Source organism: Pseudoalteromonas sp. c7(2019), from assembly GCF_011378625.1.
In the GTDB taxonomy this organism is placed as follows: domain Bacteria; phylum Pseudomonadota; class Gammaproteobacteria; order Enterobacterales; family Alteromonadaceae; genus Pseudoalteromonas; species Pseudoalteromonas arctica.
Window position 1 is genome coordinate 1 of record NZ_WTKS01000014.1, and the last position, 16,648, is coordinate 16,648.

Here is a 16,648-nt window from a genome sequence, read left to right on the forward strand (position 1 = left end):
TTTTCTTTTTAACTAAGCGCCCTTGTTCATTGCAGCACACCACATGGAAAAATCTTTTTGCTATATCTAAACCAATTGTTGTAATCTTCATTTTGGTCTTCTCCCTTTGATTATTGTAACCACTTTAATCATGGCACATAGATGCCGTATAGGGAGGAGACCATTACATCAGGTTAGTCAATGAGGTATAAGTGAAAAAATTTAATATCTTGTTTTCAATGCTGATCCTAGCTTAAAAACACGGTATGCTAAAACCACGCTAATAAACCTTTTAGGTGCACAGTATCCATCAACAGATACTAATTTTCAGGAGCTATTATGACAGAGCATAAAAAACCACTGGTATTAATGATTTTAGACGGTTGGGGATACCGCGAAGATACGCAAAGTAATGCTATTCTTGCAGCTAACACGCCGGTATTAGACAATTTATGGGCCACACGGCCACACACATTAATATCAGCTTCGGGTTTAGATGTTGGTCTTCCTGATGGTCAAATGGGTAACTCAGAAGTTGGCCATGTGAACTTAGGTGCTGGTCGCATTGTTTATCAAGATTTTACCCGTATCACTAAAGCAATTAACGATGGCGAATTTGATTCAACCCCAGCCTTAGTTGAAAACATAGATAAAGCGGTAAGTGCAGGAAAAGCAGTTCACATAATGGGTCTTTTAAGCCCAGGTGGTGTGCATAGCCATGAAGACCACATAGTTGCTAGCATAAAACTTGCTGCAAAACGTGGCGCTAAAGAAGTTTACTTTCATGGCTTTTTAGATGGCCGCGATACACCTCCACGTAGTGCTAAAGCGTCAATCGAACGTATTGAAGCGTTATTTAGCGAACTTAAATGCGGTCGTTTGGCGTCACTTATTGGCCGCTACTACGCAATGGACAGAGACAACCGTTGGAACCGCGTAGAAAAAGCGTACAACGTAATTGCATTAGCTGAAGGTGACTTTAATTTTGATAACGGCGTAGAGGCACTTAATGCAGCGTACGAGCGCGACGAAAACGACGAATTTGTGGCCGCTACAACCATTACACCAACAGGCGCCGCTCCTGCTTCAATAAACGATGGCGACACTCTAATTTTTGCCAACTTTAGAGCAGATAGAGCCCGCGAAATTACTCGCGCTTTTGTTGAGCCTGATTTTGATGGATTCGCAAGAAAAAGAACGCCAGAGCTTAGTGCATTTGTAATGATGACAGAGTATGCAGCCGATATAGATGCACCTATTGCCTTTGGTTCAACACCGTTAGTAAACGTACTTGGTGAGTGGTTTGAAAAAAATAACAAAACACAGCTTCGCATTTCAGAAACCGAAAAGTACGCACACGTTACGTTTTTCTTTAGTGGCGGGCGCGAAAGTGAATTTAAAGGCGAAACACGCGAGCTAATTCCTTCGCCGCAAGTTGCAACCTACGACTTACAACCTGAAATGAACTCAGAAATGCTAACCGACAAGCTAGTAGCAGCAATTAAAAGCGGTAAATACGATGCTATTATTTGTAACTACCCTAACGGCGATATGGTTGGTCACTCTGGTGTATTTGAAGCTGCTGTTAAAGCTTGTGAAGCTGTAGATAGCTGTATAGGTCGTGTTGTTGATGCACTTGAAGAGTTTGGTGGTGAAGCACTAATAACAGCCGATCATGGTAATGCTGAGCAAATGGCTGATCTTAAAACAGGCCAAGCGCATACAGCTCACACTAGTGAACCGGTACATTTTATTTATGTTGGTCGCGATGCAGAGCCTATGCAAGGTAAAGCATTAAGTGATGTAGCCCCTACAATGCTTCACTTAATGGGCATGGAGCAACCAAACGAAATGACTGGTACGCCTATCATGATGTTGAAATAACACATGAATAGACGTATTAACCGGTTAATTAAGTGCGGTTTAATACTAACTTCATTAGTGACTGCATCTGCAGTTGCTAATGAAGATCGTACTAAAAAAGACTTATCAGAAGTTCAAAATGCACTTGAGCAAAGCCAAGCTGAGTATAACGCCCAAAGAAAAAAAATAGCGTCACTACAAAAAAACCTAAAAAGCCATGAACTCGATATAGCTAAAAATGCTAAAGCACTTAACATGGCAGAACAATCAGTAAAAGAAACTAAAACACAGCAAAAAGAGCTACAAAATAAAGCCGATGAGCTCGATAAAAAGCACACTCAATTTCAGAAAATTTTAGCCGCGCAGCTTAAAAGCGCCTATATGGCCGGTGGCGACGACTACTCTAAAATGCTGTTAAATCAAGAAGACACTGCAAAATTTGAGCGCACACTTAGTTATTACAACTACTTAAATAAAGCCCGTATTGAACAAATTGAAGATCTAAAAGACCTTCAAAAGCAAATAGTACAAAACCAAGAAGAGCTTGTTAAAACACAAGAAAAACTAGCGCTTTTATTTGATGAGCAAAAAAGACGTCAAACTGCATTGCTTAATGCACAAAGTGAACGCCAAGCTAATCTTAAAAATTTACAAGCTCAGCTCAACAGCACCAAAAGTTCAATAAACTATTTAAAAGAAAACCAACAAACTTTAGTAGCAACAATTGAAGAACTCGAAAAAGAAAAAACACAGAAAATTGAATTACTGGGCCTAAATAAAAACAAAGGCAAATTAGACTGGCCGAGCAAAGGCAAGTTAGAGCACACATTCGGCCAACGTAAACATGGTGGTATTGATTGGAAAGGCGTATTAATTGGTGCAAAAGAAGGCACTAATATTAATAGCGTACATAACGGCCAAGTTGTATTTGCCGATTGGCTAAAGGGCTATGGTTGGGTAATTGTTGTAGACCATGGTGAAGGTTTTATGAGCCTATATGGTCATGCCCAAACACTGCTAAGAGATGTAGGCGACATGGTACGCGAAGGCGAAACCCTTGCTTTAGTTGGCCAAAGCGGCGGACAAGCTAGTTCTGGTCTATACTTTGAAATACGCCACAAAGGACGCGCAGTAAATCCTGTAAAATGGTGCAAACGCATTTAATTAAATAAATCGCTGCACCGCTCTGGAGCAGCTGATGACAACTAAAAAAACTGCAGTAATTACCATTGATCAAAAAAATACAGGCTTTTATATAAGTCTGTATTTACTTGTATTACTAACCTTAATCGCTTTTTCTAGTAACGTACTAGCAAGCTCGATTAAAGATCTTAAAAGACAACAAATAGACGAAATACTCTTTAACATCCATGCCTACTACGTTGAAGATCTCACCTTACAAAATAGCCACCACATTAAATATAATAGCCAACAGTTTGAGCGCTTATATTCAAAGCTCGACTCTTACTCTAAGTACTTAAATGAGCACGAACTAACCTCATTATTTGATAACACAAACGGGCGCTATACAGGTATTGGTATTGAGGTTAAAAATATCGACGAGAATATGACTATTGTTAATGTGGTTAATAACTCCCCCGCAAAAGCAGCGGGTATTTTGCCAAGCGATATTATTGTAAGTGTAAACAACCAAGCAGCCCAAAACCGTACAATCGATGAAGTAGCAACACTAATAAGAGACAGTAAATTTTCAAATATAGAGCTAATTATAAATCGTGATAACAATAAAAACCCACTCACGTTTCATGTAGCACGCCGCCAAATAAACCTCGAAAGCGTAACAAGCGAACTTCTAGATTTTGGTACTGGTTATATAGCTATCAATAATTTTTCTAACCACACATTGCATGAGGTTGCTCTGCAAGTTGCTGCCCTGCAAAGCCACTTTGGTTACCCACTTAAAGGCTTAGTAATTGATTTACGTGATAACCCAGGGGGTACATTACAAAGCGCAGTAGCGGTATCAGACCTATTTTTACAAAGTGGCACTATAGTGACTACTAAAGGACGTTTTTACGATGCCAACCAAGCATTTTATGCAAAGCGTGGAGACATTCTAAAAAATGCCCCCATTGTTGTGCTTATAAATGAAAATTCAGCCTCTGCAGCCGAAATACTTGCAGCAGCACTTAAAGATAATAAACGAGCAACCGTTGTTGGCAGTCAATCTTTTGGGAAGGGTTCTGTACAATCGCTCATTCCTCTAGGTGACGGCAACACTGCATTAAAGCTCACCACAGCTAAATACTTTACGCCGCTAGGTAAATCGATTGATGGAATAGGAATAACCCCAGATGTGGCGGTTAATCAAACAAACCTTTCACAAAGTAATAAAGCCGTTATAATAAAAAATGAACACACTAACAGTAAAGCGCAATTACTTACTGGTAACTTAGCCGACTTACAGTTAGTTAAAGCAAAACAATTACTCAGCATGCAGTAGCTTGTATAAGCTGTATAAATAAAGCTAAAAAGATAATAAAAACTATAAACGTGAAAATAATAAAATGGCTAATATTAGCTATTTGTTTTAGCTCAGCAACAATTAGCGCCAAACAAATAGCAATAGTGATAGACGATATAGGCTATCATCAACGGGACTTAGAGTTCCTTTCCTTACCAGGGCAATTGTCGTATTCAATTTTGCCCCATACTCCTTATTCGCAAATTTTTGCAACGCTTGCTAGTCAATCAAATAAAGAGTTATTACTTCATGTACCTATGCAGGCACTTAACGGTAAAGAACTCGGACCTGGCGCGCTTACTTTAAATATGAATAAAGAGCAGCTTCAGCAAACTCTAGGAACCGCTCTCGCTAGTTTACCGCAAGTTAAAGGCGTTAATAACCACATGGGCTCAGCGCTTACGCAGCAAAGCCAAGCTATGAAGTGGACAATGGAAGTGCTTAAAAAGCGCCATTTATATTTTTTAGATAGCCGCACAACCGATTTAAGCCAAGCACAAAATGCTGCTAACTTTTTAGGTGTTGCCAATATTAGTCGCCAAGTGTTCTTAGACAATATAACTACACCAGAACAACTGCAGCTAAGGCTTGAAGAATTAAAACAACTAGCCATCACTCATAATTCCGCTATTGCAATTGCTCATCCCTACCCAGAAACCATCGAATTTTTACGCCATGCCTTACCCGAGCTAACTAAGCAAGGTTTTGAGCTTGTGCCGGTTTCGCAGCTGGTTGAGCGTAAATACATTCAGTTAGCGCAAGCTGAGGGAAAAGAGATTAGTGCTCGGTGATATAAGCTTTAAATAAAGCTATATCCGAATGATAAACTAACCATTCGATAATGCAGAGTATTAGGGCGTGTTGATCTTTGATGGTTGAATTTGCAGCAGTATGTTTGGTTTTTAGGCAAGGCAGAGCCTATGAAGTGTGGTTATTCCCCATAAATAGGCGATAACGCAGCATAAATGCCAAACATGCGCTGCCCTTCGGGTTCAGCCTAGGGACGATAAACTCTTTGTTACTCGGTTTTTACTTAGCCCACTAGGTTACAAACCTCGCGCCGCGATTTAATCGCCCCTAGATTGAACAAATTTCAATCCGCAAAGATCAACACGCCCTAGTATTATACCAATTCGCTTAATTAAGTGATCTATTTTGAGGGCGGAAAAACGAGTTGATAGCCAGGCAAAAAAATCGCTATTTAGTTGTTCTAATTGAGAATTTTTTAACGCAGGTAGCGACACGTTTAGCCCCGCAAAATGATTAAGTATTATTGCGGATTGGTACTACTTAATTAGATATTTTATCGTTGGGTTTCGCTTCTCTCAAACCAATCTACGCGAAAGCAAAAAGCCCCGCATTTTCATGCAGGGCTTTTAAATTTGCTGCTTGAGCAATATTAGCTCATAGCGCTTTGTAACTTTTTCATCGCTGTTTTTTCAAGCTGGCGAACACGTTCAGCAGATACACTGTACTTTTGTGCAAGCTCTTGAAGAGTCGCTTTATCATCCGACAACCAACGTGCGCTAACAATATCTTGTGAACGTTCGTCTAGTGTTTTAAGTGCGCTAAATAAACGAGTATGCGCTTGCTCTTTCCACTGTTCTTGTTCAACGTCGTCAGCTAAATCAGCTGCGCCATCTGTTAAATACTGTACTGGAGAGTACGTACTTGTTGGTGCGTCGTCGTTATCGTCGCCAGTTAGGTCAAAGCCCATGTCTTGGCCGCTCATGCGCGATTCCATTTCACGTACTTCTTTTTCACTCACACCTAGCTCGCTAGCAACGGTACTAACCTCAGCTTGATTAAACCAACCTAAACGCTTTTTGTTTTTACGAAGATTAAAAAACAATTTACGTTGCGCTTTAGTGGTTGCAACTTTAACTATGCGCCAATTTTTAAGCACAAACTCGTGAATTTCGGCTTTAATCCAATGCACTGCAAACGATACTAAACGTACACCCACAGTAGGGTCGAAACGCTTAACCGCTTTCATCAGGCCTATATTACCTTCTTGAATAAGGTCAGCTTGTGGTAAGCCGTATCCCGAGTAGCCTTTAGCAATATGTGCTACAAAGCGTAAATGCGACATAATGAGTTGCTTGGCAGCACTAAGATCACCTTCTTCCTGAAGCTTTTTAGCAAGTTCTTGCTCTTGTTCAACTTTAAGCATAGGAATAGTGCTTACCGCTTGAAGGTAACCGTCCATGCTTGCGCTTTGTTGTCCGACTGTAAGTGCCATTGCGTATAAATCTTTACTCATTTTTCACCTCGGTGATAAACATTTGAAACTATCTTAGCACTCTTTCTTTAAGAGTGCTAACCCCAATTTAAAACTTTTTTAAAGTATAAATCAAGCAGTTTTTAGTATGTGTTTAGTCTACTACAAGCGACTGAATAAGTGATGAATTGAGGAGCTGCAGCAGGTTAACCTCGCTGCATCACCTTATTTACAACTCATTACTTCATGGGAGGATAGTACATAAATATGACAGTATTAATAACAGGAGGTACAACCCAGTTCGGTACGATACGCATATCAAGCTGGGTTGGTTCACTTATAGTTTGCAGGATTGTTTATACTTTATCGGGTTCTATTTCTTTAATATATCGATTTACAGAAAGGTACGAGCCTACAAATCCTAAGCTTGTTGCAAGTAACACTAAAAAGCCGAGCTCATTAAGCGATAATCCAATTAACGAGAAGCTTGTTTGATACACCCCCGCTACACTGCTCACAGCGCTTGAAAGCCACCACATCATTAGTCCTACGCATATAAAGGCGAATAAACCACCTATTACACCATACCAAATACCTGTCCACAAAAATGGGGCATGTATAAAGGTGTTAGTTGCGCCGACTAGCTTCATTACTTGTATTTCTTCTTTTTTATCCATGATCGACAAACGGATGGTGTTACCAATAATAAGCGTCACTGAGGTAAGCAGTAATAATGCGATGGTTATTACACTTTCTTTCAGTAAATCTAGTAATGCATTTAAACGCTCTAGCCACGCTATATCGAGCTTACCAAAATCAACTTCACGTTCACTTTCTAATTTAGTTAGCAGTACTTTAGCGGCATTTGGGTGTCTATGACGTTTTGTAGGAGTAACAAGTACCACATCAGGTAATGGGTTTTTATCTAAGTACTCTAAAGCTTGCCCAAAGCCAGATACGTCTTTAAATTCTGTTAGTGCTTTTTGCTTTGATATAAATTCAACGCTTTCCACTTCTGGATAAAGTGCTAAACGCTTTACTAATGTTTGCGTTTCTTGCTCGTTCATACTTTCTTTTACAAACAACGATATTTCACTCGCTTCTTCAAAACCACTACTTACTTGCTGTACGTTTTTAACAACGAGATAAAGTGTTGCAGGTAACGTTAGGCTCAAACCAAGTACAGCAATAGTCATCATAGATGCAAGCGGCGTACGCCACATTTCACCTAAGCTATGAACACCTTGGCGAAAAATATTAATAATGAAAAAATAACCGCCAGCTAATACTGATTTTTTTTGCTTGTCGTTACTATTTTGACGACTTTTAAAAAGTAAACTCATAGTGCTCCCTCAGCGAGCGGATCTTGAAGCATGCGGCCATCTTTTAAGGTTAGACTGCGGTACTTCATACGTGCAACCAAACCTAAGTCATGCGTCGCTATAAGAACAGTGGTGCCGTGTTTATTAAAGTCCTCAAACAGCTTTAGGATTTCCATTGAAAGCTCAGGGTCTAGGTTACCTGTAGGCTCATCGGCTAACAGAATTGGCGGAGAGTTTACAATTGCTCTGGCAATACCAACACGTTGCTGCTCGCCTCCAGAGAGCATAGACGGATGACATTTTATTTTGTCTATCAGGCCTACTTTATCAAGCGCACCATGAACACGTTTAGCTATTTGCTTATGGTGAGTACCCTCAATAATAAGAGGCAGTGCCACATTATCAAAAATAGTATAGCGCTCTAGTAAACGGTGATTTTGAAAAATAATACCTATATCACGGCGAGCATAAGGAATTTGACGCGAGTTTACTTTATTTAAATCAACACCGTTGATAAATACACTGCCTGCCGATGGACGTTCCATTAAGCTAATTAACTTAAGCAACGTACTTTTACCCGCACCACTGTGGCCGGTTAAAAAGGCAAGTTCACCCGGTTTAACATGAAAATTAACTTTTTCGAGGGCGCGGTGCCCTCCAGGATAAGTCTTACTTACTTGCTGAAAATTTATCATTTTTTTATTATGCCAATTCAATTAGTTTACTAATAAAATTGGTATTCCTCGCAATTAAAAAGGGAGCAAGCTCCCTCTTTTGGTAAATTAAACGTCGTCCTCATCTTGGCTAAATAACGCATCAATAAAGTCATCGCTTTTAAAAGCGCGTAAATCATCAATACCTTCACCAACACCAATGTAACGAATTGGAATATTAAACTTATCTGCAACCGCAAAAATAACACCACCCTTTGCAGTTCCATCAAGTTTTGAAAGCGTAATACCAGTTAAGCCAACGCATTGATTAAATAAGTTCACTTGGCTAATTGCATTTTGACCTGTGCCAGCATCAATGGTTAACATCACTTCGTGCGGCGCATCAGGATCAATTTTTTTCATAACACGAGCTATTTTTTCAAGCTCTTGCATTAAGTTATCTTTATTTTGCAAGCGACCCGCTGTATCTGCAATTAACACATCTATATTACGTGCTTTTGCAGCTTGGAATGCATCAAAAACAACCGATGCACTATCTGCACCCGTATGCTGTGCAATAACAGGAATGCTGTTACGTTCACCCCAAACCTGAAGTTGCTCAACAGCAGCCGCTCTAAACGTATCGCCAGCAGCCAGCATAACCGACTTACCTTCGCTTTGAAATTGCTTAGCCATCTTACCAATAGTCGTTGTTTTACCAACGCCATTTACGCCCACCATTAAAATAACAAATGGCTTTTTATCTTTGGTAATTACTAAAGGCTGTTCAGCCGTTTTTAGCATCGCCGCCATTTCTTGTTTCATTAACTCATAAAGCGCATCACCATCTTTTAACTGCTTACGGTTTGCAGCATCAGTTAAGCTATCAATCAACTTCATGGTGGTATCAACGCCTAAATCGGCGGTGAGCAGCTGTGTTTCAAGATCTTCAAATAATTCGTCATCTATTTTTTTACCACTAAAAATAGATGCAAAGCCAGAACCTATATTAACGCGAGTTTTTAACAAGCCCTTTTTAAGGCGAGAGAAAAACCCTTCTTTTTTCGGCTTTTCTGCTTTTTTAGATTCTTCAATTGCAAGTTCTGCTGTGATACGTTCTTGTTCTAAACGCTCGTTCTGAGCTTTTTCAGCCGCAATACGTTCTTGCTCTAAACGTTCACCCTGAGCTTTTTCAGCCGCAATGCGTTCTTGCTCTAAACGCATTTGCGCTTCTTGTTCTGCTAAACGTTTTGCTTGATCTTGTCTTTGTGCTTCAGCATCTGCTTGTTCTTTTGCTAATAACTCAGCATTCGCTTGCTCTATTGCAAGCTTTTCAGCCTTTACAGCTTCATCCTTTTTTTCAAGGCGTATTTGATCTAGTCGCTCAGCTTCTACTTTTTCTGCAGCCAATCGCTCTTGCTCTAACAGCATCTGCGTTTCTTGGTCGGCTAAACGTTGTGCATATTCTTGTCTTTGCGCTTCTGCATCAGCTTGTTGTTTTGCAAGTAATTCAGCATTGGCCTGCTCAATTGCAATCTTTTCTGCGTTTTCAGCACGCTCTTGCTCTAAACGTTTTGCTTCAATTTGTTCAGAAGCAATACGCTCCTGCTCTAAGCGCTCTGTTTCGGCCTCTGCTTTTAAACGTTCAGCTTCAGCTTGCTCCTGTGCTAGCTTTTCTTGCTCTAAACGTTTTGCTTCAATTTGTTCAGCAGCAATACGCTCCTGCTCTAAGCGCTCTGTTTCGGCCTCTGCTTTTAAGCGCTCAGCTTCAGCTTGCTCCTGTGCTAGCTTTTCTTGCTCTAAACGTTTTGCTTCAATTTGTTCAGCAGCAATACGCTCCTGCTCTAAGCGCTCTGTTTCGGCCTCTGCTTTTAAGCGCTCAGCTTCAGCTTGCTCCTGTGCTAGCTTTTCTTGCTCTAAACGTTTTGCTTCAATTTGTTCAGCAGCAATACGCTCCTGCTCTAAGCGCTCTGTTTCGGCCTCTGCTTTTAAGCGCTCAGCTTCAGCTTGCTCCTGTGCTAGCTTTTCTTGCTCTAAACGTTTTGCTTCAATTTGTTCAGCAGCAATACGCTCCTGCTCTAAGCGCTCTGTTTCGGCCTCTGCTTTTAAGCGCTCAGCTTCAGCTTGCTCCTGTGCTAGCTTTTCTTGCTCTAAACGTTTTGCTTCAATTTGTTCAGCAGCAATACGCTCCTGCTCTAAGCGCTCTGTTTCGGCCTCTGCTTTTAAGCGCTCAGCTTCAGCTTGCTCCTGTGCTAGCGTTTCTTGCTCTAAACGTTTAGCTTCAATTTGTTCAGCAGCAATACGCTCCTGCTCTAAGCGATCTGTTTCGGCTTCTGCTTCTGCTTGTAAACGTTCAGTTTCAGCCTGCTGTGCAAGCTTTTCTTGCTCTAGCTTCTGCGCTTCTTCTTGCGCTAATGCTTGTTGTTTATCAGCGGCTGCTTTTTGCTCTGCTTCTTTTTTATCTGACTTGCCAAAACCGAGCCACGACATGAATTTACTTTTTTTTGTCATACTTGCTAATAACCACTTATAAAAATCTGATAAACTAAAATTTGAAATAGCTTGGCAATGCCCAGCAATAGTTGCTAATAAATACAACCATTCAAAACGTAAGTGTTCAATAGTAACACTTTTAATACGGTTGAAAAATGAAGCTACACGTAATCACCCATAATATTATCTGAGCTAGATACCATATACCATTTTTTAGTGAGCTAAATGAGAAAAAAAACAACGCAAAATAAAGCTACTAACAAGCCCAGCGATGGCTTTATTAGAGTGATTAGTGGCCAATTTCGAGGCCGAAAACTCCCAGTTAAAAATGTAGAAGGCTTAAGACCTACTACCGATCGAATTAAAGAAACTGTATTTAATTGGCTAATGCAAGATACGCGTCACACAAATGTACTTGATTGTTTTGCAGGTTCTGGTGGGTTAGGATTTGAAGCGCTATCTCGATTTGCCAAAAACGCCACATTTATCGAGCTCGACTCGTCAGCTGCCAAGCAATTAGAACAAAACATTAGCACTTTAAAGCTCGACAACGCATACGTTAAACATACTAATTCACTCTCCTTTTTAGAGCAAAAAAACACAAACGAAGCGTTTAATCTTGTATTTGTTGACCCACCATTTCGTAAAGATTTAGCGCAAACAACCTGCGATTTATTAGAAAAAAACCAATGGTTAAGCGATGATGCATTAATTTATGTTGAAGTAGAAACAGAGTTAACCACCTTCAAGAACCCGAGCAACTGGTTGTTAATTAAAGAAAAAAAGGCAGGCCAAGTGTTTTGCAAACTCTACCAGCGCCAAGCAAATTAATACTGTTTTACATGATGCGTTTCTGTTAATATTGTCCTTTACATGTGGTGTTGCTTCGGATTACAATACCGCACCATTTTTGAACCACTTGATCAATGTTTGATCAACTTGAGCAACGCTCATAATTTAGGTAGGTGAATTTTTAATGCCAGTAATTAAAGTAAGAGAGAACGAACCGTTTGACGTAGCACTTCGTCGCTTCAAGCGTTCATGTGAAAAAGCAGGAATCCTTTCAGAAGTTCGTCGTCGCGAGCACTATGAAAAACCAACAGCTGAGCGTAAGCGTAAAAAAGCTGCTGCAGTAAAACGTCACATGAAAAAACTTTCTCGTGATAACGCACGTCGCGTTAAATTATACTAATATATTAGGTCTTGTATAAATGAGCCTTTTAATAACGCTAAAAGATGCGCAAAAAGATGCGATGAGAGCTAAAGACAAATTACGTCTTAACCCTATTCGTATGGTACTTGCTGCAATCAAGCAACGTGAAATTGACGAGCGTATAGAACTAGACGACGCAGGTATTACCTCCGTTATAGTGAAGCTTGTTAAACAACGTCGTGACTCTTACACTCAGTACAAAGATGCTGGGCGTGATGATTTAGCTGATATTGAAGCCAATGAAATAGTAGCACTTGAAACTTTCTTACCTCAAAAATTGAGTGAAGAAGAAATCATTGCTCTCATTGATGCGGCTATTGCTGATACTAACGCAGCAGGTATGCAAGACATGGGTAAAGTAATGGGTATAATCAAAAGCAAAGCCGAAGGTCGTGCCGATATGGGCAAAATCTCTGGTTTAATTAAGCAACGATTAACTGCCTAATACTCCCACATACATTAAAGTATGATTGAAGTGAACCGAGCCTTGCGCTCGGTTTCTTTGTTTTTAACTTTAATAAAAAGTACACCTACTAGGTTACTTTAAAATGAAATTTTTTATAGCTTCCCTATTTATTTTGTTATCATTTTGGTAAGTTAAAGCACGCTATACTTTGCATCAAGCAAGTATAAAAAAGTAAATTTCATATTCGTTATTCTTCTTATTATTTCAGGACTGTATTTTACTAATGGCTGGAAAGATCCCACGTAACTTTATAGACGATTTACTTGCCAGAACCGATATTGTCGACCTGATAGACTCAAAAGTAGGTCTAAAAAAAGCAGGTAAGGATTATCAAGCTTGTTGCCCATTCCATAACGAAAAATCGCCCTCATTTACCGTATCGCAAGACAAACAGTTTTATCATTGCTTTGGTTGTGGCGCTAATGGTAATGCTATTTCGTTTGTAATGGAGTATGAAAAGCTTGAGTTTGTAGATGCTATTGAAGAAATAGCAAGCATGCTTAACTTAGAAGTACCTCGAGAACAAGGCACAAACTCAGCACCAGAACGTACTGCTGCGCAAAAGCGCTCTGATTACGATTTAATGCTTCATACTGCGCGCTTTTATCAGCACCAATTAAAACACCACAGTAATTCTGCCGCCGTTATTGAATATGTAAAAGGCCGTGGTTTAAGTGGTGAGACAGTTAAAAAGTTTATGATTGGCTACGCCCCCAGCGAATGGGATGGATTATGTCTTCAGCTTGGCCGTAATAAAGAACAAAAAGAGCAATTAGTTGAATTAAAGCTAGCTTCAGAAAAAACACCGGGCAGACAATTTGATTTTTTCCGCGACCGATTAATGTTCCCTATTCGCGATAAACGCGGACGCGTTATTGCATTTGGTGGGCGTGTAATGCAAGCCGACCAAGGGCCAAAATATTTAAACTCGCCAGAGACCCGAATTTTTCATAAAGGCTTTGAGCTTTACGGACTTTATGAAGCAAAGCAAGCCCATAAAAAACTTGAGCATGTAATGGTTGTGGAAGGTTACATGGATGTTGTTGCCTTAGCCGAGCAAGGGATTGAATATGCCGTTGCATCACTAGGTACCGCAACAACAAGCGAGCACATGCATACGCTGTTTAGAACAACAGATAAAGTAATCTGTTGTTACGATGGCGACAGAGCTGGCCGTGATGCAGCTTGGAGGGCGCTTGAAAACGCACTTCCTTATTTAAATGACGGTAAAGCACTGCAATTTACTTTTTTACCCGATGGCGAAGACCCTGACTCTCTTGTACAAAAAGAAGGTAAGGAGCAATTCGAATTGCGCCTAAGCCAAGCAGATGACTTTACCAAAGTATTGTTTAATAAATTAAGCCAAGAAGTTGATTTAACACTCGACTCAGGAAAAGCTAAATTACTCAGTGCAGCACTTCCACTCATTGAAAAAATCCCAAGTGAATTTTATCAAGAAAACATTCTTGAACAGTTAGGGCGTTTAATCGGAAGAACACGTGAGCAATTAAATAACCGTTTAAAAACGCCAAAGCAACAGCATTCGATTGAACGTAAGTTTAAAATAACACCAATGCGTCAAGCGATTGGTATTTTAATTCAACATCCTAATTTGGCTAAAAATGTGCCATATTTGCCTGAACTCGCACAAATGAATATTGCTGGTATAGGGCTATTATTACGCTTACAAGAGCAAGCTTTAGAAAAAGAAAGCATTACCACAGCGCAACTACTCGAATTTTTTAGAGGAACTGAAGATTACGAGCCCTTAATCAAGCTTGCAACGTGGCAACACGACATAAATGAAGAGCGTTTAGAGACGGTTTTTAAAAATACTTTCAAGTTTATTGAAGATCAGTGTTTAAATTATCGACTCGAGACCCTATTAATAAAGGACAAGACTCAAGGCCTTAGTAGCGACGAAAGACTTGAGTGTCATTTGTTAATGACAGCGTTAAAAGCCACTAACAGCTAGTCAAAATTGATTTAAACTGTTATACTGTGCTATTCACTGCGTCACATTATTCTAGTTGGCTTTAATGCAAACTACATGATGGCGCCTGTTGTATCAACTTATCAGAGTGGAAGAAACAATCTCTATGGATCCAACTCCTCAGTCACAATTAAAACTTCTGATTCAAAAAGGTAAAGAGCAAGGCTACTTAACTTTTGCAGAAGTAAATGATCACCTTCCACAAGACATTATAGACTCAGATCAAGTAGAAGATATCATAAGCATGATTAATGATATGGGTATCAAGGTTAGCGAAAACGCGCCTGATGCTGATGAATTAATGATGCAAGAAACAACGACAGACGAAGACGCAGCTGAAGCTGCCGCTGCAGCCCTTGCGACTGTAGAAAAAGAAATCGGCCGTACAACGGATCCGGTTCGCATGTACATGCGTGAAATGGGTACTGTTGAACTTCTTACACGTGAAGGCGAAATTGTAATCGCTAAACGTATCGAAGAAGGCATTAACCAAGTACAGATTTCTGTTGCAGAGTACCCTGAAGCAATCACTTACCTGCTAGAGCAGTGGGATAAGTTTGAAGCTGAAGAAATGCGTTTAAGCGATATCATCGTTGGATTTATCGATCCTAATGAAGATACAGCGCCAATTTCAGCAACTAATATCGGTTCAGAATTAAGTGCTAAGCAACTTGATGACGATAAAGATGACAAAGATGATGCTGATAGCGATGACGAAGATGAAGAAGAAGTAGACACAGGGCCAGATCCTGAAGAAGCGCGCATTCATTTTGAAAATTTACGTGATTTATACAATAAAGCACGTGATACGTTTGAAGCTAAAGGTCGTTCGCATCCTGAATCACAAGCCGCCATTTTTGAAATTGGTGAGCTTTTCAGAACCTTTAAATTAATACCTAAACAGTTTGACCGCATGGTAAATAACATGCGTGAAATGATGGATCGTGTTCGCGTTCAAGAACGTCTAATCATGAAACAAGCTGTACAAATTGCTAAATTACCGAAGAAAACATTCGTTAAGCATTTTGCTAATAACGAAACTGACGCTTCATGGGTAGATTTAGAAATTTCAGGTAACGAAAAGTATTCAGCTAAACTTGAAGAAGTTAAGCCAGAAATCATTCGTAGCATTAATAAACTATCTGTTATTGAACAAACAACAGGTTTAAGCATTGAGCGTATTAAAGACATTAACCGTCGAATGAGCATTGGTGAAGCGAAAGCACGCCGTGCGAAAAAAGAAATGGTTGAAGCTAACTTACGTCTTGTAATCTCAATTGCTAAAAAATATACAAACCGTGGCTTACAATTCTTGGATTTAATTCAAGAAGGTAACATTGGTCTGATGAAAGCAGTTGATAAGTTTGAATATCGCCGTGGTTATAAGTTCTCTACTTATGCTACGTGGTGGATACGTCAAGCAATCACTCGCTCTATTGCTGACCAAGCAAGAACAATCCGTATTCCAGTACATATGATTGAAACGATTAATAAACTTAACCGTATTTCTCGTCAAATGTTACAAGAAATGGGTCGTGAGCCAAATCCAGAAGAATTAGCAGAACGCATGATGATGCCTGAGGATAAAATCCGTAAGGTACTTAAGATTGCTAAAGAGCCAATTTCAATGGAAACACCAATCGGTGATGATGAAGATTCTCACTTAGGTGACTTTATCGAAGATACAACTATTGATTCGCCAATCGATTCGGCAACAATGGAGTCTCTTCGTGGCGCAACTAACGATGTACTTGCAGGCCTAACAGCCCGTGAAGCTAAAGTACTACGTATGCGTTTTGGTATTGATATGAATACCGACCACACCTTAGAAGAAGTAGGTAAACAGTTTGACGTAACACGTGAACGTATTCGTCAAATAGAAGCGAAAGCGCTGCGTAAATTACGCCACCCTTCTCGCTCAGATTTACTGAAAAGCTTTTTAGACGCTAAATAATTTAGC

13 protein-coding genes are annotated in these 16,648 nt (G+C 39.9%); 9 read left to right on the top strand and 4 right to left on the bottom strand.

The annotated features are described in order from the left end of the window. Nucleotides 1–318: 318 nt before the first annotated feature. The 4 genes from gpmM to GQR38_RS15005 are packed head-to-tail and all read left to right on the top strand — an operon-like array spanning nucleotide 319 to nucleotide 5,118. A complete protein-coding gene (gene gpmM, locus GQR38_RS14990) occupies nucleotides 319–1,863 on the top strand; it encodes a 2,3-bisphosphoglycerate-independent phosphoglycerate mutase (RefSeq protein ID WP_165722455.1) in 1,545 nt (514 codons plus the stop codon). Between the two features lie 3 nt (nucleotides 1,864–1,866). Beyond that, complete coding sequence (locus GQR38_RS14995) at nucleotides 1,867–3,006, top strand: peptidoglycan DD-metalloendopeptidase family protein (RefSeq protein WP_165722453.1); 1,140 nt, start codon at nucleotides 1,867–1,869, stop codon at nucleotides 3,004–3,006. 34 nt (nucleotides 3,007–3,040) lie between these two features. Beyond that, nucleotides 3,041–4,306 carry a S41 family peptidase gene (locus GQR38_RS15000; protein ID WP_165722451.1) on the top strand — a complete coding sequence of 422 codons (1,266 nt, stop codon included), beginning with the start codon at nucleotides 3,041–3,043 and terminating at the stop codon, nucleotides 4,304–4,306. A 50-nt stretch (nucleotides 4,307–4,356) separates the two neighbouring features. After that, complete coding sequence (locus tag GQR38_RS15005) at nucleotides 4,357–5,118, top strand: divergent polysaccharide deacetylase family protein (RefSeq protein WP_165722450.1); 762 nt, start codon at nucleotides 4,357–4,359, stop codon at nucleotides 5,116–5,118. A 608-nt stretch (nucleotides 5,119–5,726) separates the two neighbouring features. Here GQR38_RS15005 and rpoH read toward each other — a convergent pair. The 4 genes from rpoH to ftsY all read right to left on the bottom strand — a co-directional run bounded on the left by rpoH (nucleotide 5,727) and on the right by ftsY (nucleotide 11,034). Beyond that, complete coding sequence (gene rpoH, locus GQR38_RS15010; protein ID WP_007582838.1) at nucleotides 5,727–6,590, bottom strand: RNA polymerase sigma factor RpoH; 864 nt, start codon at nucleotides 6,588–6,590, stop codon at nucleotides 5,727–5,729. A 314-nt stretch (nucleotides 6,591–6,904) separates the two neighbouring features. Further along, nucleotides 6,905–7,891 carry a permease-like cell division protein FtsX gene (gene ftsX, locus GQR38_RS15015; RefSeq protein ID WP_007582840.1) on the bottom strand — a complete coding sequence of 329 codons (987 nt, stop codon included), beginning with the start codon at nucleotides 7,889–7,891 and terminating at the stop codon, nucleotides 6,905–6,907. Next, nucleotides 7,888–8,565: a cell division ATP-binding protein FtsE gene (gene ftsE / locus GQR38_RS15020; protein WP_007582842.1), complete on the bottom strand. Its 678-nt coding sequence runs from the start codon at nucleotides 8,563–8,565 to the stop codon at nucleotides 7,888–7,890. The genes ftsX and ftsE overlap by 4 nt, the downstream gene beginning before the upstream one ends. An 87-nt stretch (nucleotides 8,566–8,652) precedes the next feature. Next, nucleotides 8,653–11,034 (bottom strand): signal recognition particle-docking protein FtsY, encoded by a 2,382-nt coding sequence (gene ftsY, locus GQR38_RS15025; RefSeq protein ID WP_165722448.1) that lies wholly within the window; start codon nucleotides 11,032–11,034, stop codon nucleotides 8,653–8,655. 207 nt (nucleotides 11,035–11,241) lie between these two features. Here ftsY and rsmD point away from each other — a divergent pair, with 207 nt between their 5' ends. The 5 genes from rsmD (at nucleotide 11,242) to rpoD (ending at nucleotide 16,642) form a co-directional block, all read left to right on the top strand. Beyond that, the gene (gene rsmD / locus GQR38_RS15030; protein ID WP_165722446.1) at nucleotides 11,242–11,847 is read left to right on the top strand and encodes a 16S rRNA (guanine(966)-N(2))-methyltransferase RsmD; all 606 of its coding nucleotides are present in this window, start codon (nucleotides 11,242–11,244) and stop codon (nucleotides 11,845–11,847) included. A 145-nt stretch (nucleotides 11,848–11,992) separates the two neighbouring features. Then, entirely contained in the window at nucleotides 11,993–12,208 is a 216-nt protein-coding gene (gene rpsU / locus GQR38_RS15035) for a 30S ribosomal protein S21 (protein WP_002957797.1), read from the top strand. Between the two features lie 19 nt (nucleotides 12,209–12,227). Further along, on the top strand, nucleotides 12,228–12,674 hold the full coding sequence (locus tag GQR38_RS15040) for a GatB/YqeY domain-containing protein (protein ID WP_024590610.1): 447 nt from the start codon (nucleotides 12,228–12,230) through the stop codon (nucleotides 12,672–12,674). 244 nt (nucleotides 12,675–12,918) lie between these two features. Next, nucleotides 12,919–14,670 carry a DNA primase gene (gene dnaG, locus GQR38_RS15045; protein WP_007586534.1) on the top strand — a complete coding sequence of 584 codons (1,752 nt, stop codon included), beginning with the start codon at nucleotides 12,919–12,921 and terminating at the stop codon, nucleotides 14,668–14,670. A 124-nt stretch (nucleotides 14,671–14,794) separates the two neighbouring features. Continuing rightward, complete coding sequence (gene rpoD / locus GQR38_RS15050) at nucleotides 14,795–16,642, top strand: RNA polymerase sigma factor RpoD (protein ID WP_007586533.1); 1,848 nt, start codon at nucleotides 14,795–14,797, stop codon at nucleotides 16,640–16,642. Nucleotides 16,643–16,648 lie beyond the last annotated feature (6 nt).

Bases quoted from the DNA above. Each gene is read 5' to 3' on its own strand.
- gpmM (WP_165722455.1), top strand. From the start codon at position 319: ATGACAGAGCATAAAAAACCACTGGTATTAATGATTTTAGACGGTTGG.
- GQR38_RS14995 (WP_165722453.1), top strand. From the start codon at position 1,867: ATGAATAGACGTATTAACCGGTTAATTAAGTGCGGTTTAATACTAACT.
- GQR38_RS15000 (WP_165722451.1), top strand. From the start codon at position 3,041: ATGACAACTAAAAAAACTGCAGTAATTACCATTGATCAAAAAAATACA.
- rpoH (WP_007582838.1), bottom strand. From the start codon at position 6,590: ATGAGTAAAGATTTATACGCAATGGCACTTACAGTCGGACAACAAAGC.
- ftsX (WP_007582840.1), bottom strand. From the start codon at position 7,891: ATGAGTTTACTTTTTAAAAGTCGTCAAAATAGTAACGACAAGCAAAAA.
- ftsE (WP_007582842.1), bottom strand. From the start codon at position 8,565: ATGATAAATTTTCAGCAAGTAAGTAAGACTTATCCTGGAGGGCACCGC.
- ftsY (WP_165722448.1), bottom strand. From the start codon at position 11,034: ATGACAAAAAAAAGTAAATTCATGTCGTGGCTCGGTTTTGGCAAGTCA.
- rsmD (WP_165722446.1), top strand. From the start codon at position 11,242: ATGAGAAAAAAAACAACGCAAAATAAAGCTACTAACAAGCCCAGCGAT.
- rpsU (WP_002957797.1), top strand. From the start codon at position 11,993: ATGCCAGTAATTAAAGTAAGAGAGAACGAACCGTTTGACGTAGCACTT.
- GQR38_RS15040 (WP_024590610.1), top strand. From the start codon at position 12,228: ATGAGCCTTTTAATAACGCTAAAAGATGCGCAAAAAGATGCGATGAGA.
- dnaG (WP_007586534.1), top strand. From the start codon at position 12,919: ATGGCTGGAAAGATCCCACGTAACTTTATAGACGATTTACTTGCCAGA.
- rpoD (WP_007586533.1), top strand. From the start codon at position 14,795: ATGGATCCAACTCCTCAGTCACAATTAAAACTTCTGATTCAAAAAGGT.